The sequence below is a fragment of the Enhydrobacter sp. genome, assembly GCA_025808875.1.
Classification (GTDB): domain Bacteria; phylum Pseudomonadota; class Alphaproteobacteria; order Reyranellales; family Reyranellaceae; genus Reyranella.
Window position 1 is genome coordinate 1363846 of the sequence record CP075528.1, and the last position, 15746, is coordinate 1379591.

Annotated in this window: 13 protein-coding genes; 6 read left to right on the top strand and 7 right to left on the bottom strand. The window is 68.8% G+C overall.

Features of this window, described 5'->3' with window-relative positions; all coding sequences use genetic code 11:
• Positions 1-50 precede the first annotated feature (50 nt).
• From KIT25_06920 to KIT25_06930, 3 genes are read left to right on the top strand one after another with little or no spacing between them, the layout of a single operon-like run.
• Entirely contained in the window at positions 51-1349 is a 1299-nt protein-coding gene (locus KIT25_06920; protein UYN96656.1) for a hypothetical protein, read from the top strand.
• 1 nt (position 1350) lies between these two features.
• Positions 1351-1974, top strand: coding sequence for a GNAT family N-acetyltransferase (locus tag KIT25_06925; protein ID UYN96657.1), 624 nt, complete (start codon positions 1351-1353; stop codon positions 1972-1974).
• 11 nt (positions 1975-1985) lie between these two features.
• A complete protein-coding gene (locus KIT25_06930; protein UYN96658.1) occupies positions 1986-2552 on the top strand; it encodes a GNAT family N-acetyltransferase in 567 nt (188 codons plus the stop codon).
• 40 nt (positions 2553-2592) lie between these two features.
• Here KIT25_06930 and KIT25_06935 read toward each other — a convergent pair whose 3' ends face one another.
• The 6 genes from KIT25_06935 to KIT25_06960 all read right to left on the bottom strand — a co-directional run bounded on the left by KIT25_06935 (position 2593) and on the right by KIT25_06960 (position 11233).
• The gene (locus KIT25_06935) at positions 2593-3318 is read right to left on the bottom strand and encodes a DUF1028 domain-containing protein (protein UYN96659.1); all 726 of its coding nucleotides are present in this window, start codon (positions 3316-3318) and stop codon (positions 2593-2595) included.
• Between the two features lie 13 nt (positions 3319-3331).
• On the bottom strand, positions 3332-5041 hold the full coding sequence (locus KIT25_06940) for a gamma-glutamyltransferase family protein (protein UYN97854.1): 1710 nt from the start codon (positions 5039-5041) through the stop codon (positions 3332-3334).
• A 472-nt stretch (positions 5042-5513) separates the two neighbouring features.
• Positions 5514-6377: a folate-binding protein YgfZ gene (locus KIT25_06945; GenBank protein UYN96660.1), complete on the bottom strand. Its 864-nt coding sequence runs from the start codon at positions 6375-6377 to the stop codon at positions 5514-5516.
• Between the two features lie 20 nt (positions 6378-6397).
• The gene (locus tag KIT25_06950; protein UYN96661.1) at positions 6398-7081 is read right to left on the bottom strand and encodes a glutathione S-transferase N-terminal domain-containing protein; all 684 of its coding nucleotides are present in this window, start codon (positions 7079-7081) and stop codon (positions 6398-6400) included.
• Between the two features lie 56 nt (positions 7082-7137).
• Positions 7138-7977 (bottom strand): TauD/TfdA family dioxygenase, encoded by an 840-nt coding sequence (locus KIT25_06955; GenBank protein ID UYN96662.1) that lies wholly within the window; start codon positions 7975-7977, stop codon positions 7138-7140.
• A gap of 34 nt (positions 7978-8011) precedes the next feature.
• Positions 8012-11233, bottom strand: coding sequence for a CesT family type III secretion system chaperone (locus KIT25_06960; protein ID UYN96663.1), 3222 nt, complete (start codon positions 11231-11233; stop codon positions 8012-8014).
• Between KIT25_06960 and KIT25_06965 the strand changes: the two genes are divergently transcribed.
• Genes KIT25_06965 through KIT25_06975 form a run of 3 tightly spaced genes read left to right on the top strand, consistent with a single transcriptional unit; the run spans position 11224 to position 15062 of the window.
• Positions 11224-12219: an oxidoreductase gene (locus KIT25_06965; protein UYN96664.1), complete on the top strand. Its 996-nt coding sequence runs from the start codon at positions 11224-11226 to the stop codon at positions 12217-12219. The two genes, KIT25_06960 and KIT25_06965, sit on opposite strands and share 10 nt — an antisense overlap.
• A gap of 49 nt (positions 12220-12268) precedes the next feature.
• On the top strand, positions 12269-13600 hold the full coding sequence (locus tag KIT25_06970) for an aspartate aminotransferase family protein (protein ID UYN96665.1): 1332 nt from the start codon (positions 12269-12271) through the stop codon (positions 13598-13600).
• Between the two features lie 55 nt (positions 13601-13655).
• On the top strand, positions 13656-15062 hold the full coding sequence (locus tag KIT25_06975) for a PLDc N-terminal domain-containing protein (protein ID UYN96666.1): 1407 nt from the start codon (positions 13656-13658) through the stop codon (positions 15060-15062).
• Here the strand turns inward: KIT25_06975 and KIT25_06980 are convergent.
• Complete coding sequence (locus KIT25_06980) at positions 15053-15739, bottom strand: endonuclease/exonuclease/phosphatase family protein (GenBank protein ID UYN96667.1); 687 nt, start codon at positions 15737-15739, stop codon at positions 15053-15055. The two genes, KIT25_06975 and KIT25_06980, sit on opposite strands and share 10 nt — an antisense overlap.
• Positions 15740-15746 lie beyond the last annotated feature (7 nt).

The window sequence follows — 15746 nt, forward strand, 5'->3', positions numbered from 1 at the left end:
ATCCCTAGTGGTTTTCCAGATTGACACGTCGCAACGGGGCAGGGTGCAACGTGGCCGTCATCGGCTCGGACAACGGCAAATCGATCGGCCTGGCGGTTTTGGCTGCCCGGGTTCGGCGCTATGTGCGCAGCCCGTCGACCCGAATCGCCGCCTTCCTCGGCGTGCTTTCCTACGTCAGTTATGCGTATGCGCATGGCAGTTGGACTAACCCGGCGCTGATCGGGGTGTCACTGTTCGTCGGCGTCTTCGCGCCGAGCTACGCCAAGCTCAGCAACAAGGCGGAGCTGTGGGCGAACAACCGGTTCGGTTTCGTGACGGCGGGGAAGCTGGGCCGCTTTCTGCCTCAGCTCGCGTTCAATCTCGCTGTCTTTTGGGTCATGCTATGGGGGGGTGCGCTCATCCAGGCGGGCATTGCATCGGTGGGCGGGATCGCCGGCGCCGCCCTCGTGACTACGCTCGCCTCGCAGGGCGCACAGTATCTCGGCCTCTACCTCTTCCAGCGCGGCATCGGCGACGCCAACCGCAACGTGCTGATCGGCCTGTCGATCAATCTCGGCCTCACCGCGCTCGGCACGGCGGGCCTGCCCTATGCGCGGGAAGCCTTCCTGATCGCGGGCTTCGTGCTCGGCGCGCTGTTCTTCGGGCTCGGCCTCCTGTCGGACATCCGCTCCGTCGCCGCGCCCAGGGGCGGCATCGGCCTGTTCTTCGGCACCTTCAATCCGTTCCACAACACGCATCTCGAAATGGTGCGCCGGGCGATCGAGGAACGCGACCTCGACAGGATCATCATCCATCCCACTCTGGTGCCGCGCCTGCATGCCGACGCCTTCCGCAAGGGCCAGATCCGGGTGGCGCGGCTCGAGAACGGCTTCCAGATCTACGAAGCCACCGACAAGGCCGACGTGAACGTCGACTACTTTCCGTCGGGCCGGCAATTCCTGCCTCCCGAGACGCGCAAGGCGCTGATCGAGCTCGCGGTGGCCGAAGCCGGGCTGGGCAACCGGGTCGAGGTCGCGTTCTTTCGCGAAACCTACGACAAGCGCGGCTTCCAGGGCGTGATCGCCGAGGTGAAGAAGCGCCATCCGGGCAAGCGCCTGCATGCACTGCACGGCACCGACATCGGCGGCATGACGGTGCGCCAGATCTGCGACGAGAGCGGCTGGATCTATCCGTGGCGCATCCTGCGGCGCGACGCGGTGTCGGCCACCGCGATCCGTCGCGGCGCCAAGGGCATGACCGCGTCGGTCGTGACCGACGTGATGACGCAATTGACGGCGAACGTGCCGGTGGTGGTGGCTGGGGGCCGCCGCTTCCGGAACGACAACGGAGTACTGATCGAGGGGGTTTAGCATGACCGTGCAAGAGACGGCGGGCCGCGGGACGAACCGGCCGGTCGTGACCATCAAGCTCGCATCCACGTCGGACGAGCTCATGCAGTGCTTCATGCTGCGCTCGGCGGTCTATATCGGCGAGCAGCAGTGCCCGTACCGGGAGGAGTTCGACGGCAACGACTACACCGCGAGCCATCTCATCCTCTATGTCGACGGCGAGCCGGCGTCGTGCATGCGGCTGCGTTGGTTCCAGTCCTTCGTGAAGTTCGAGCGCGCCGTCGTGCTGAAGCGCTACCGCTCGATGGGGCTGTGGCAGCCCTTCATCGAATGGGCGAAGGACTTCGCCCGGAGCAAGGGCTTCGCCAAGGTCTACCTTCACTCGCAGCACCGGCTGTGGCCGATCATGGAGCGCATGGGCTTCAAGCGGGTCGACGACAAGGTCTTCTACTTCTCCGACCACGAGTACGGGGCGTTCTATTACGACCTCACCGACCGGCCGGAGGAAGCGCCGACGATGCACAGCGATCCTCTCCTGCTGAACAGGCCGGAGGATCGTCTCGACATGCCGGGAATACTGGAGGAGTCGGTCAAGCGGGGGGCGAGCAATCCGCACGCGGCATGGACCGAGCGCCGGGCGAACTGAGGGGGACCGAGATGTCTGACACGACTCGAACGATCGGCGGCGAAGCCGTCACCACCAAGCTGGCCATGAAGATGGAGGACTCGCTGCAGGCCTTCGCGGTGCGCGCCGCCTGCTTCATCGGCGAACTCGACGTGCCCTACTCGGAGGAGTTCGACGGCCACGATTTCGGCGCCACCCACGTCATCGCCTATGTCGGCGACGAGCCGGTCGGGGCGGTGCGCGTGCGCTGGTTCCAGTCCTTCGCCATGCCGGAACGGCTGGCCGTCATCCAGCGCTTCCGCGGCCACAGCATCGGCCAGCTCCTGCTCGAGCGCTGCCGGCATCTGGCGCAGAGCCGCGGCTGCAACATGCTCTATACCCAGGCCCTGCCGACGGACGTCGGCTACTGGGAGAAGCAGGGCTGGCGGCGCCTGATCCCGGAGGAGGCGTCGAGCGGCATGAAGCGCATCGTCGCCATGGTGCGCGCGGTCGACCCGAGCAAGCCCTTGCCGGAGGTCGAGGCCCCCGAGGCGATCGTGCTGCGCCGCGAGCAGCAACTCGACGCGACGGGACTGCCGCTCGGCACCGTCACCAACTGAGGCCGGATCCGGCCGTTGTCGGGAGAAAGCGGTCGATCTCCTAGCCTTTCCCCACCGCGCGCTCGGCCGCCAGGCTGCGCTCGACTCCGGCCTCGATCGCGGCGCGATCGAAGATGCCCGACGGGTTCTCGCGGGTCGGCGAAAAGGCGCGGAAATGCGTCCACCGCTCGCGGCTCACCGCCTCGAGGCGTTCCAGCTCGGCGAGGGGATCGACGTGGTCGTCGACCCGGAGGTCGAGCTCGGAATATTCCTGGTTGCCGTAGATCAGCAGCGCCGCCGACTGCTTGCCGCGCTTGTCGCCGCCGGCAGCCTCGCCCGCCTTCATCGCCGCGATCAGCCGGCGCGGCAGCGGTAGCGCGGCGTTCTCCCGCAACGCCCGCGCCGTTTCGGCGATGACGTCGGGACCGGCCAGCATGTTGCCGGCGATCGACATGTCGTCGCCGATCCAGTGACCGCACCACGGCACGCACTCGGCGCCGGTGTGGGCGGCGAAGCGGCCGTCGGCGCCCAGGACGTGGAGCTGGCGGTGCTCGCGGCCGGCGTCGGGCGCCGTCAGGATCCGCACGATGTCGGCGGCGCCGACGCCGTCGCGGATCAGCCGCAGCCCATGGCGGCCGTAGAGCGGGTTGGTCAGCGCCTGCGTGCAGACGGCGCCGCGGGTCGGCTCGACATGCGGCACGCGCGCGCCGACGGCGAAGAACTTGGTGGCGACGGCGACGCCGATGCGGCCGCTCGAGCGCTCGTGCAGGATGATCGACCAGGTCATGAGGGTGCCGACCTCAGCGTCCCGCCGCGTAGCCCTGCATGCCGCGCGGGTTGGCCGCGGCCCGGCGCCAGGGATCCTCGCGCGACGCCGCCGTGAGCCGGCCTTCGGACCAGTCGTCGTTCAGCTCGACCTCGTGGCCGCGCTTCCTCAGCTCGTCGACCGTCTCCTTCGGCACGCGGCCCTCCAGCACCAGCACGCCCGGCCGGGCAGTGCGCGGCCAGAAGGAGGAGGGGAAATGTTCGCTGTGCCAGGCCGGCGCGTCGATCGCCTCCTGCAGGTTCATGCCGCAATGGACGTGGCGCAGGAAGAGCTGGGTGATCCACTGGTCCTGCTGGTCGCCGCCGGGCGAGCCCCACACCATGTAGGGCTCGCCGTCGCGATGGGCGAGCGTGGGCGTGATCGTGCTGCGCGGCCGCTTGCCCGGCGCCAGCGATCCCGGCAGACCTTCCTCGAGCCAGAACATCTGGCCGCGCGTGCCGAGCGGGAAGCCGAGCTCGGGGATCACCGGCGAGCTTTGCAGCCAGCCGCCCGAGGGCGTGGCTGAGATCATGTTGCCGTCGCGATCAACGATGTCGAAATGCACGGTGTCGCCGCTGGTCTGGCCGACGCGGCCGACCGTCGGCTCGCCGGCGCCGCTCGCCGCCACGCCCAGCCGCTGGCCGTCGGCGCGGCGCAGCTTCACCACGCCGCCATAGCCGTCGACCCTGCCCGGGCGCTGCTCCAGCGAGGCGCGCGTCGGATCGATCAGCCGGCGCCGGTTGGCGTTGTAGGCGTCCGACAGCAGGGTCTGCATCGGCACGTCGACGAACGCCGGATCGCCGTAGAAGGCCTCGCGGTCGGCGAAGGCGAGCTTGCTCGCCTCGACGACCAGATGGATGAAGTCGGCGCTGGTCGGGTCCATGCCGTCGAGGTCGAAGCCCTTGAGCAGCGCGAGCTGCTGCAGCACCACCGGCCCCTGCGTCCAGCTGTGCGCCTTGCACACCGTGTAGCGGCCGTAGTCGTAGGCGAGCGGCGTTTCCACCGTGGCCTGCCACCGCGCCATGTCGTCGCCGCGCAGCACGCCCCGGTGGCGCCGGCCCGAGACGTCCATCACCTCCTCGGCCGAGCAGAAGCGGTCGATCGCCTCGGCGACGAAACCCTGGCTCCACGCCCTGCGAGCGCGCTCGATCTCGGCCTCGCGCCCGCCGCCGCCGGCCTCGGCTTCCGCGAGGAGGCGCGCATAGGTGTTGCCGAGCGCGACGTTGCGGAACAGCGACGCCGGTCTCGGCACCTCGTTGCCCGGCAGGAAGATCGCCGCCGAGCTCGGCCAGTGCTGGCGGAAATTGTCGGCGACGGTGGCGATGGTGGCCGAGGCGCGCTCGGCCAGCGGATGGCCGTTCAGCCAGTAGCCGATGGCGGGCGTCAGCACGTCGGCCACGCGCATCGTGCCGTAGTCGCGCAGCACCGTCATGTAGGCGTCGAACGTGCCGGGGATGCAGGCCGGCAGCAGGCCGGTCCCGGGGATGAGATCGAGTCCGAGATGGCCCTTGTAATGGGCGATGGTGGCGCCGGCCGGCATCGAGCCCTGGCCGCACACGATCTCGGTTCGGCCGTGCTTTACCGCATGCAGGATCAGCGGCACGTCGCCGCCCGGCCCGCAGAGATGCGGCTCGACCACCTGTAGGGTGAAGGCGGTGGCGACGGCGGCGTCGAAGGCGTTGCCGCCGCGCTCGAGGATGCCCATGCCGACGGCGGTGGCGATCCAGTGCGTCGAGGTCACGACGCCGAACGTGCCGGTGACCTCGGGCCGGGTCGTGAATGGATTGGGATTGATGAGTCTCACGGGCGGCTCCTGGAACGTCGGCGGAGGCTGCGGGATGACGCGACCTTAAGCCGGCCTGTCCCTGTCTGCCACAGCCATGCGTCGAACGGTGGAGCCATGCGAGACGCTCGCCCGACTTGGACCAAATTTTCCGGCATCGAGAGTGCTGGCGCACTGAGGGAAATTGCGGGAATTGCCGCCAAGGTATGTACAAAAACAGGCGATTGCAATTCGTGCATGGCTGCTGCCGAGCCCTGCGCGGCCTGCAAGGCTCCTTTCATGATGCCGGCAGAATCGCGACATTCCACGTGGCGTTCCTTTCGCATCCGGCGTCTAGAGTCGTATTGATAAAATATACATTAGCGCGTGCCCGATGCAAGGCTTGCGGGGCGCCTCAGGTCGCGATGGGTTCCGGCAGGCGCATCCACTCAGGCGGCTCGGGCGTGAGCCGCGCGTCGTTGGCGGTCAGCGCGCCGGTGCGCGCCTCGATCTGCAGCATGGCGATCGCGCGGTCGCCCTGGCCGGAGCGGATCTCGCCGACCTCGCGGCCGTCGAGATGGACGGGCGTGCCGGGCGCGGGCAGCGCACCCTCGACCTTCACCGGGAACAGGCGGCGCTTGACGAGGCCGCGATACTTGGTGCGGGCCGTGAGTTCCTGGCCCATGTAGCAGCCCTTCTTCCAGTCGACGCCGTTCAGCTCGTCGAAGCCGCTTTCGAGCAGTAGCGCCTTCTCGACCGGCAGGTCGCGGCTGCCGTCGGGCACGCCGAGGCGGAGCCGCAACGCCTCGTACTCCGCGACCGGCGCCTCGGGCAGACGCAGCAGCCGCGCGGCCTCGCCCCGCGGCAGCAGCACGCGCACGCCGAGCGCCGGCAGGCGGGGATCGACGTACGACAGGGCGCCGGGCACCGCGTTGCATGTCTCGGCACCCGGCCCGAAGACGGCGGCGACGTCCATCCCGGCGCTGCGATCCTCGACCGTCACCTTGGTACGCAGCTTGTAGAGCGAAAGCTTCCTGGCCAGGGCGGGGGCGCGCTCGCGCTCGGTCTCGAGCAGGAGCGTGCCGAAGCCCGCATCGACCACGAACATGTCGTTCAGGAACCGCCCCTGCGGCGTCAGCAGCGCGGCCCAGATCGCCTTGCCCGGCGCCACCTTGGTGACGTCGTTGGAGATCAGCCCTTGCAGGAACTCGACCCGGTCGGGACCCGACACGGCGATGACCCCGCGATGGGGCAGGACGCTGAAGGCGGGCGCGCTCATGGTCCCGTCGACATGGCCGCTCAACTCGCCTTCTTCAAGTGCGGGAACATGTTGAGGCGGGCGTCGTCGTCCATCTCCGTCTTGAAGGCATGGCGGTCCTTCAGCGCCAGCGCGCGTTGCGCGGCGGGCCGCGCCGAGATCTCGTCGAGATGGCGCTTGACGTTGGGCAGGGCGGCGAAGGCGTCGTTGCCGAGCACGACGGGCACCAGGCGCGACCAGCCCCACACGGCCATGTCGACGACGCCGTAGTCGTCGCCCAGCATGAAGCGGCGCCGGGCGAGCCGCTCGTCGAGGATGCCCCAGTGGCGGCGCGCCTCGAAGGTGTAGCGCGTGACCGCATACTCCTTGGGCTCCGGCGCGAAGTTGCGGAAATGGACGGCCTGGCCCGAATAGGGGCCGATGCCCGAGGCGACGAACATCAGCCACGACAGCATCTCGCCGCGCGCCTTGTCGCCCTTGGCCGGCAGGAACTTGCCGGTCTTCTCCGCGAGATAGAGAAGGATGGCGTTGCTGTCGAACACCGTGGCGTCGCCGTCGACGATCGCCGGCACCTTGGCGTTGGGGTTGATCGCGAGGAACGCCGGCGTGTGCTGGTCGCCCTTGCGCGTGTCGACCGGCACCAATTCGTAGGCGAGGCCCATCTCCTCGAGCGCCAGCGCCACCTTCGTCGGGTTGGGCGCAAGGTTGTAGTAGAACTTGATCATCGGCGTGCGTTTCCCTCCAAGCAGGCCGCGAGCCTACCTCAAACGCCGTCGCCGAGTCAGGTGGCGCGATGAAACGGCTTGTCGCCGCACACCGTCACGCGATGACCGTAACGGCGATGTGGGAAATAGTCGAACAGGGCGTGGTGCTGGGCGCAGCGATTGTCCCAGAAGGCGACGGAGTTGGGCCGCCACTTGAAGCGGCAATGGAACTCGGGCGTCTCGATGTGGCGGTAGAGCATCTCGAGCAGCGCGTCGCTTTCGTGCTTGCGCAATTGCGGGATGCGCAGCGTGAAGCCGCGATTGACGTAGAGCCCCTGCCGGCCGGTCACCGGATGGGTGCGCACGATGGGATGTTCCGCGTTGGGAAATTCGAGATCGTCGCGGTCCGTCGCCTTGACCCGATAGTAGTGCGCCTTGGACGAGTCATGTAGCGCGGTGAGGCCGGCCAGCATGCGTTTGATCGGCTCGCTGAGTGTCTCGTAGGCGCGGTAGGTGTTGGCGAACAGCGTGTCGCCGCCGCCGTCGGGCGGCACCTCGGTCAGGTAGAGGATCGAGCCCATCGGCGGCTCGGGGTCGCACGAGACGTCGGAGTGCCATTCCTCGCCGGCGACGTGCCTGGATTTCTCGTCGGCCTTGATGACGAGGATTTCGGGGTGCTCCGGGAAGGCGATCGGGGCGTTGGGATGGACGTGCAGCGGCCCGAAGCGGCGGCCGAAATCCTTGTGCTGGTCGATGGTCATCTTCTGGTCGCGGAAGAAGATCACCAGATTGTCCATCAGCGCGTCGTGCACTTCCTGGAACTGCTGGTTGCCGAGCGGCTGGGCGAGATCGACACCGAAGATCTCGGCGCCGATGGTGGGCGTCAGCTTACGCACCTCGATTGTCTGGTAGGCCATGAGCGCTTCCTCCCGGAGGGAAGCATAGGCCGCCTCAGGTCGGTTTGCACCGGTTGGCGGTGTGCCGCCTGGTGACGTATTCGATGGCGTTGATGCCGCAGTAGGGCCGCTTGATCCGCGAACCGGGCTCGGGGTCGCAGCAGTTCCAGCCGACCGGCTCCTTGCCCCAGCGGCCCCGGCACGCCCGGGTGGCGGCCATGTCGTCGTCGGCCCGCCCCGACACGCGCTCGAGCCGCAGGCACAGGCGGAAGAACTCCGCGAAGTTGCCGCAGTGATCGACGGCGTTGTCGCCGATCCCCAGCATGGTCCGCATCGCCTGGAAGGCCCCGTTGGAATCGTGCCAGCTCATGGTCGGCGTTTTCTCGCCGGACACCCGGCACTGGCGGAAATGGAAGAAATCCGAGTGATCGTCCAGCCCGACCCTCGCCTGCACGTCGTCGACGGACTTGCCTGTCTTCCTCACCAGACGATCGCGGATCGGGATGTTGGTGTCGACGATGCGGTCGGCGAGCGCCGTCGCCGCTGCCTCGCCACGCGCGACACGCCCGCCGTAGAGGGCGATCGCCGGATCGGTGAGCAGCCGCTCGTGGTTGTTGGCCGAGACCGGACATTCGAGCCGGCCATTGCCCGGATGCTTCGCGAGCGTGGGAAGCCGGACGTCGCCCAGCGCGGCGCAGTCGGGGAGCGAGCTGTTCGGCGGCAAGCGCAGGTGCAACGGATCGAGCGAGGGATCGCTGCTGATCAGGATCGCCATGGGCACGATCTGCTGGATTCCGGTCTGCACCTCTTTGATGCGCAAGGCGAGGTAACGGATGACCTCGTCGGCCGTCAGGGCGCCGAAATTCTCGAAAAGCCCGCCGTCGGTGACGCGCCCCCAGACCTTCGCGGTCTCGGACGTGACCGGGTCGGGGCCGCGCATCGCTCCCGTCGGCGACACCACGGGGAAGCGCGCGCTCATCGTGACCGCGGTGCTGATCGGGATGTCGGACTTCATGATGTCGAACGCGTCGTAGCGGTTGATCGGGCCCGACATGTTGGTCTCGGTGCCGAAATCGATGGTCGAGGTCACGATGCGCTTGCCCTTCTCGACCGAGGTGCCGTTGAGCACGAGGTAGGGCCAGGCACGCTCGCCGTTGAAGACGCTGTTGAGGCCGTCGCGCCATTCGAACTTGCCCGTGCCGAGGCCCTGCTTCTTCCACGCCGCCTCCCACGACTTTTCCAAGGCCGCCGCCCGGTCGTCGGGCCGGATGCTCCGCGGCAACAGGAACGACGTGCCGCTGGCCGGCAGGTCGACATAGAGGCCGGCCAGCAGGGGCGGGCCGAGGAAGTCGCCGGTGATGAGCTTGTCGCTTCGCTTCGCGGCGTCCGCGAGTGTCGGCGAGCTCGCCTTCCTGCCCGTCGCTTTGTGCTGGTCGAGTCGGTCGACCTCGACCAGCGAGCGGAAGGCGACCGCTCCCAGCGAACCGCCCGACACGCCGCTGATCATGAAAACGCGGTCGACGAAGCCGGGTTCGCGCTCGGCGATGCTCGACAGGACCTGCGCCGTCCAGAAGGCGGCGCGGCTGGCGCCGCCGGCTGTCGCCACGACCACCATCGGCGGCGCCTTGATGCCGTTGCCGAGGTCCGGTGCGTTGGCGGCGTTCGCCTCCCACCAGGCGAGGAAGGCCTGCTTGAGCGACGGACGCTTCGCGATCGCCGCGGCGTTGCAGTTGTTCGGCTTGTTCGGGGAGTTGTCCCAGTCGCTGCAGCGCCTCACGTCGTGGATGTCGCCGAACCAGACCGGCGTCATGACGATCCAGAGCAGCACGGCGGCGAAGATCGGCAGGCCGTAGCGGGCCGACAGGATCACCAGCAGGCTGGCGATCGGCACGATCAGGGCGAGCCCGACGAGGACGCCCGGCACGGCGCCGCCGAAAACATCGTTCATGGCGACCGGGTCGGCGGCGACGCCGAGCGCCGCGAGCGGCGCCAGCACGGAGGTCACGACGAAGAAGGTCGCGACCAGCGGACTGTGGAAATCGAACAAGCCGGTCATGGGTGCCGCGGTCGGCGTCAGGGTCTTGGCCGTTCCGCTCGTGGACTTGGTGACGAAGCCGACGAGGCGCGGCACGACATGGCGGCGGGACGCTACGAACAGGAAGAAGAGCAGGGCCCATCCGGTGTAGACCCAGCCGGCGGTGTTGAACTCGCGTGCGCCGTCGGTGTCGCCGGCGGCGCGGTAGATGCCGGCGGCGGACCAGTTGGCGGCGGCAACGGACAACACCGCCAAGGTGCCCAGCAGGCGCGGCACCTGGGCCTGCCAGAACGCGCACCAGGCGCGCCGCCATCCCGTCTCCAACCGGATCCAGGCAGTGATGAAATCGTAGCTCAACGTCAGACGCGCCCAATACCAGGCGAGCAGGGCCCAAACGGCCACGGCGACTGGCACGCGCCAGGCGCGCAGGCTCGGCAGCCCGGCCGAGATGACGATGTCGCGGGCCTGGTCGGTACCGACGATCAATCCGCCGCCCAGCAGGACCGACAAGGCCGCCGCGCGGCAGGCCCAGAGCACGCGGGCGATGGCGACGGTTCCCCACCACACGATGGCGAGTGTGGCCACGAGCCCATTTTGCAAGATCCAGGTGAGCGATTGCCTGATGACGTCGATGGCATCCCGCAGGAAAGCCGCGATCTGGGCCAGCATGTTTCCCCCGCCGCGTGTTTCGGGAGAGAGTAGAGCCCGGCCTTTGCTCGCGGTACGTGCGTAAACGCACATTTCAGGCGGAGAATTTGTAGCGCTCCGGCGGGCCGAGGAACCGGCCGCCGGTATGGCGTCGCCGACCGGCAACTCGAGCGACAGGACGGCGTTGCGGCTACCCCGCTGCAAGCCGAGGATCGCACCGCCGGTGCTGCGGTCGAGATCGTTAGCCTCGAGCAGGCCGGCCAGCCGTTCAGCCGGGACCCGGCCGACGACGCTGTGGAACATGAGACGCTGGCCGGGCTCGTCGTGCTCGATGTCGATGATGAGGCTCTCGTCGATGGCGACGCAGCAATAGCCGTCCTCGTCCAGCGCCCGGCCGTCCGGTCCGGTGGTCCGGCCGAAGTCGGCGAATATCTTCTGGACCCTGTCGCGATCGGCCGGCCCATTCCTCCGCCATCCGGTCGGCCGCGTATTGCATCGCGGAGTAGCTGTCGCCCTCGCGGATTGATTGGGACGACGCGTTCGCGGCAGGCTAGAACGCGCCGGCCGCAACGGAGGAACCAGCCATGACGTCATTCCGCGCGCTCGTTCTCACCCAGGGCGCCGACCGCAAGGTGAGCGGCGCCGTCGAGGCGCTCGACGACGGCAGGCTGCCGTCGGGCGACGTCACGGTTGCCGTCGAGTACTCGACCCTGAATTACAAGGACGGGCTGGTGCTCACGTCGGGCGGCGGGCTGGTGAAGACCTGGCCGCATGTCGGCGGTATCGACTTCGCCGGCACAGTCGAGGCGTCCGACAATCCGGGCTTCAAGCCGGGTGACAGGGTCGTGCTGAACGGCTGGCGCGTCGGCGAGCTCCATTGGGGCGGCTACGCCACCCGCGCGCGCGTCAAGGGCGAGTGGCTGGTCAAGCTGCCGGCCGCGCTCTCGACCAGGCACGCCATGGCGATCGGCACCGCGGGCTACACCTCCATGCTCTGCGTGATGGCGCTCGAGAAGCATGGCGTGAAGCCCGGCTCGGGCGAGGTGCTGGTGACCGGTGCGGCGGGCGGCGTCGGCAGCGTCGCCGTCGCCATCCTCGCCAGGCTCGGCTACACGGTCGTGGCGGCGACCGGGCGCGCACAGGAGGCGGACTACCTGAAGGCGCTCGGCGCCGCGACAGTGATCGATCGCAAGGAACTGACCGAGGCTCCCGACCGGCCGCTGCTCTCGGAGCGTTTTGCCGGCGTGGTCGACACGGTCTCGGGCGTGATGCTGGCCAAGGCGCTCCTGCAGGTGAAGTACGGCGGCGCGGCCGCGGTGTGCGGTCTGGCGGGCGGCGCGGCGTTCCCCGGCTCGATCCTGCCCTTCATCCTGCGCGGCGTGACGATGTACGGCATCGATTCGGTGATGCTGCCCAGGGCGCCGCGCGAGGAGGCATGGCGTCGCCTCGCCACCGACCTGCCGCTCGACAGGCTCGACCGCACTGTGAGCGAGGCGGGGCTAGGCGATGTCGTGAGCCTCGCCTCAAAAATCCTCAAGGGAGAGATACGTGGCCGCGTGGTTGTCGACGTGAACAAGTGATAGCTTCGGCCTCGAGCATCATCGTTGCCACACCTCGAGGGTCCTGCCCATGACTCCGCCGAAAACCGCGCCCGCCGCCAACAATCTCGAAGCCTTCTTCATGCCGTTCACGGCGAACCGGCAGTTCAAGAAGAACCCGCGGCTGCTGGCCCGCGCCAAGGGCGTTCACTACTGGACGCCGGAAGGCCGTAAGGTGATCGACGGCACGGCCGGCCTGTGGTGCGTCAATGCCGGCCACGGCCGCGAGGAGATCAAGGCGGCGATCGCCGCCCAGCTCGAGGAGATGGACTACGCGCCCTCGTTCCAGATGGGGCATCCGAAGTCGTTCGAGCTCGCCGCGCGCCATGCCGCCATGCTGCCGGGCGACCTCAACCACGCCTTCTACTGCAACTCCGGCTCGGAGGCGGTCGACAGCGCGCTCAAGATCGCGCTCGCCTGGCAGCGCGCCCGCGGGCAGGGCACGCGGACCCGGCTGATCGGCCGCGAGCGCGGCTATCACGGCGTCGGCTTCGGCGGCATCTCGGTGGGCGGCATGGTCAACAACCGCAAGCAATGGGGCGCCCTGCTGCCGGGCGTCGACCACATGCCGCACACGCACCTGGCGAGGAACGCCTTCTCGCGCGGCCTGCCCGAGCACGGCGGCGTCGAGCTCGCCGACGAGCTGGAGCGCATCGTGGCGCTGCACGACGCCTCGACCATCGCCGCCGTCATCGTCGAGCCCTGCGCCGGCTCGACCGGCTACCTGCCGCCGCCCAAGGGCTACCTGCAGCGGCTGCGCCAGATCTGCGACAAGCACGGCATCCTGCTGATCTTCGACGAGGTCATCACCGGCTTCGGCCGCCTCGGCGCGGGCTTCGCCGCGGAATATTTCGGCGTCATCCCCGACCTGATGACGGTCGCCAAGGGCATCAGCAACGCCACCGTGCCGATGGGCGGCGTGTTCGTGCGCAAGCACGTCTATGACGGGCTGATGGGCGGGCCGGAGAACGTGATCGAGCTGTTCCACGGCTACACCTACTCGGCCCATCCGCTGGCCTGCGCCGCCGCCTCGGCCGTGCTCGACATCTACAAGGAGGAGGGCCTGTTCCAGCGCGCCGCCGATCTTTCCGGCTACTGGGAAGACGGCGTGCATTCGCTCAAGGGGCTGCCCGGCGTCACCGACATCCGCAACCTCGGGCTCGCCTGCGGCATCGATTTCGAGGGCCGCAAGGATGCGCCCGGCGCGCGCGGCTACGATACGTTCGTGAAGGCCTTCGAGCTCGGCCTGATGGTGCGCCAGTCGGGCGACTGCATCGCCATGTCGCCGCCGCTGGTCATCGAGAAGGGCCAGATCGACGAGATCATCGACATCGCCGGCAAGGCGCTCAAGGCGGCGGCCTGACGGAGCGCCGCCCGCGGATCGCCGCCGACGGGGCGAATTCGTGTAGGCTGGGGGTGTGACCGTCACCTTCAGCTTCACCGCCCTTTCGGCCACGATCCTGCACATCGCGATCGCCACGGCGGTGACGATCCATGTGCTGCTCTACAAGCGCAACGTCGGGTCGGCGCTGTCCTGGATGGGCATCGCCTGGCTGTCGCCGTTCGTCGGCGGGCTGCTCTACGTCACCATGGGCGTCAATCGGGTCAAGCGGCGCGCCCTGCGGTTGCGCCGCCGGCGCTCGCATCTGTTCGCCGGCGACTCGCGGTCCTATGCGCCCGATGTCGATCCCTTGAGGCCGCTCGAATTCGCGGTCGGCCGGCTGACCGGCCTGTCGTGCGAGCCGGGCAACGACATCCGGATGCTGCGCAGCGGGGAAGAGACCTACCCCGCCATGCTCGAGGCGATCGACGGCGCGCGCAGGAGCATCGGCCTGTGCAGTTACATCTTCCGCGACGATTCGGCCGGCGCGCGGTTCATCGACGCGCTGGCGCGCGCCCGTCAGCGCGGCGTCGAAGTCAGAGTGATGATCGACGGCGTCGGCGGCGGCTACTTCTGGTCGGGAACCTACGTGAAGCTGCGGCGCGCCGGCGTGCCCGTGGCGCGCTTCCTGCACTCCTATTTCCCGTGGCGGATGCCCTTCCTCAATCTGCGCAACCATCGCAAGGTGCTGGTGGTCGACGGCTGCGTCGGCTTCACCGGCGGGATCAACATCGGCGACGAGAACCTGCTGACGTCTCGTCCGGCGCACCCGGTGCGCGACACCCATTTTAGGCTCGAGGGTCCGGTCGTCGAGCAACTGGTCGAGGCCTTCCTCCACGACTGGCAGTTCACCACCGAGGAGGCGCTGCGCGAGGACGACTGGTTCTCCGCCATCGAGCCGACGGGGACGCTGTCGGCCCGGGTCGTCACCTCGGGACCCGACGAGGACATGGAGCGGATCGAGTTCGTCACCCTGCACGCCATCTCCTGCGCGCGTCAGTCGATCCGCGTGGTGACGCCCTATTTCCTGCCGCCCGACGTGTTGACCACCGCGCTCGGCCTCGCCGCCATGCGCGGCCTTGCGGTCGACATCGTGCTGCCCGAACGATCCAATCACGCCGTTCTCGACTGGGCGCGCCGCGTGCCGATCCGCAACCTGCTCGAGGCCGGCTGCCGGGTCCGGCTGCTGCCGCCGCCGTTCGACCATTCCAAGCTGATGACGATCGACGATTCCTGGTCGCTGATCGGCAGCGCCAACTGGGACACGCGCAGCTTCCGGCTCAACTTCGAGCTCAACGTCGAGGTCCATGGCGCCGATTTCGCCCGCCGCATCGCCGATCTCACCGAGGGCGGGCGGCGGCTGGCGGCGGACGAGCTCGACGCCGATCCGCTGCCGATCAAGCTGCGCAACAGCGCCGCGCGCCTGCTCCAGCCCTATCTCTGAGCCCGCAGCGAGGCGCGGAACTCGGCCATGCGGCGGCGCGCCGTGGTCCACGGGCCGTGCGCGGCGCCCGCTTCGGCGACCTGCAGCTCGAGCACGATCGGCTTGTGGTCGCTCGGCCCGAAATCGAGCGTCGTGGCCGAGCGGCAGGCGAGGCCGTGCGCCAGGCAGCGGTCGAGCCGGAAGGGCACGACGTCGCCGCCGAAATGCGTCGGCTCGCGCGGCCCGACGTCGGAGAAGCCGGGCAGGATGACCGGGCCGACGGCGTTGTAGTCGCCGACGATCGCCGAGGGCTGCCCGCGCAGGGCGGATGCGATGCGTGCGAGCTGGCGACGGTTGAGCAGCTGGCCGTGCGAGAGATGGACATTGGCGAAGGTGATCTCGTTCACCAGCACGAGCTGGGCGCGCCGGCGCGGCAGGCGGCCGGGCAGGCGCGAGGCGGGCAGCGGCAGGATGCGCGGCGTCGGGAAATTGTGCCGGCTCCACGCCGCCAGCCCGTGGATGCGGCCGGGCCACGGCATGCGGTTGTAGTGGCCGCTCGCCACGCCGGGCAGCGCGTCCATGTGCTGGGTGACCTCCTGCATGAGAAGCACGTCGGGCCGCTCGCGCTCGAGCAGCGCGGCGACGTCGGCGACGGCGGCGCCCTCGAGGCGCAGCAGGTTCCAGCTGATGACCTTCACGGCACGA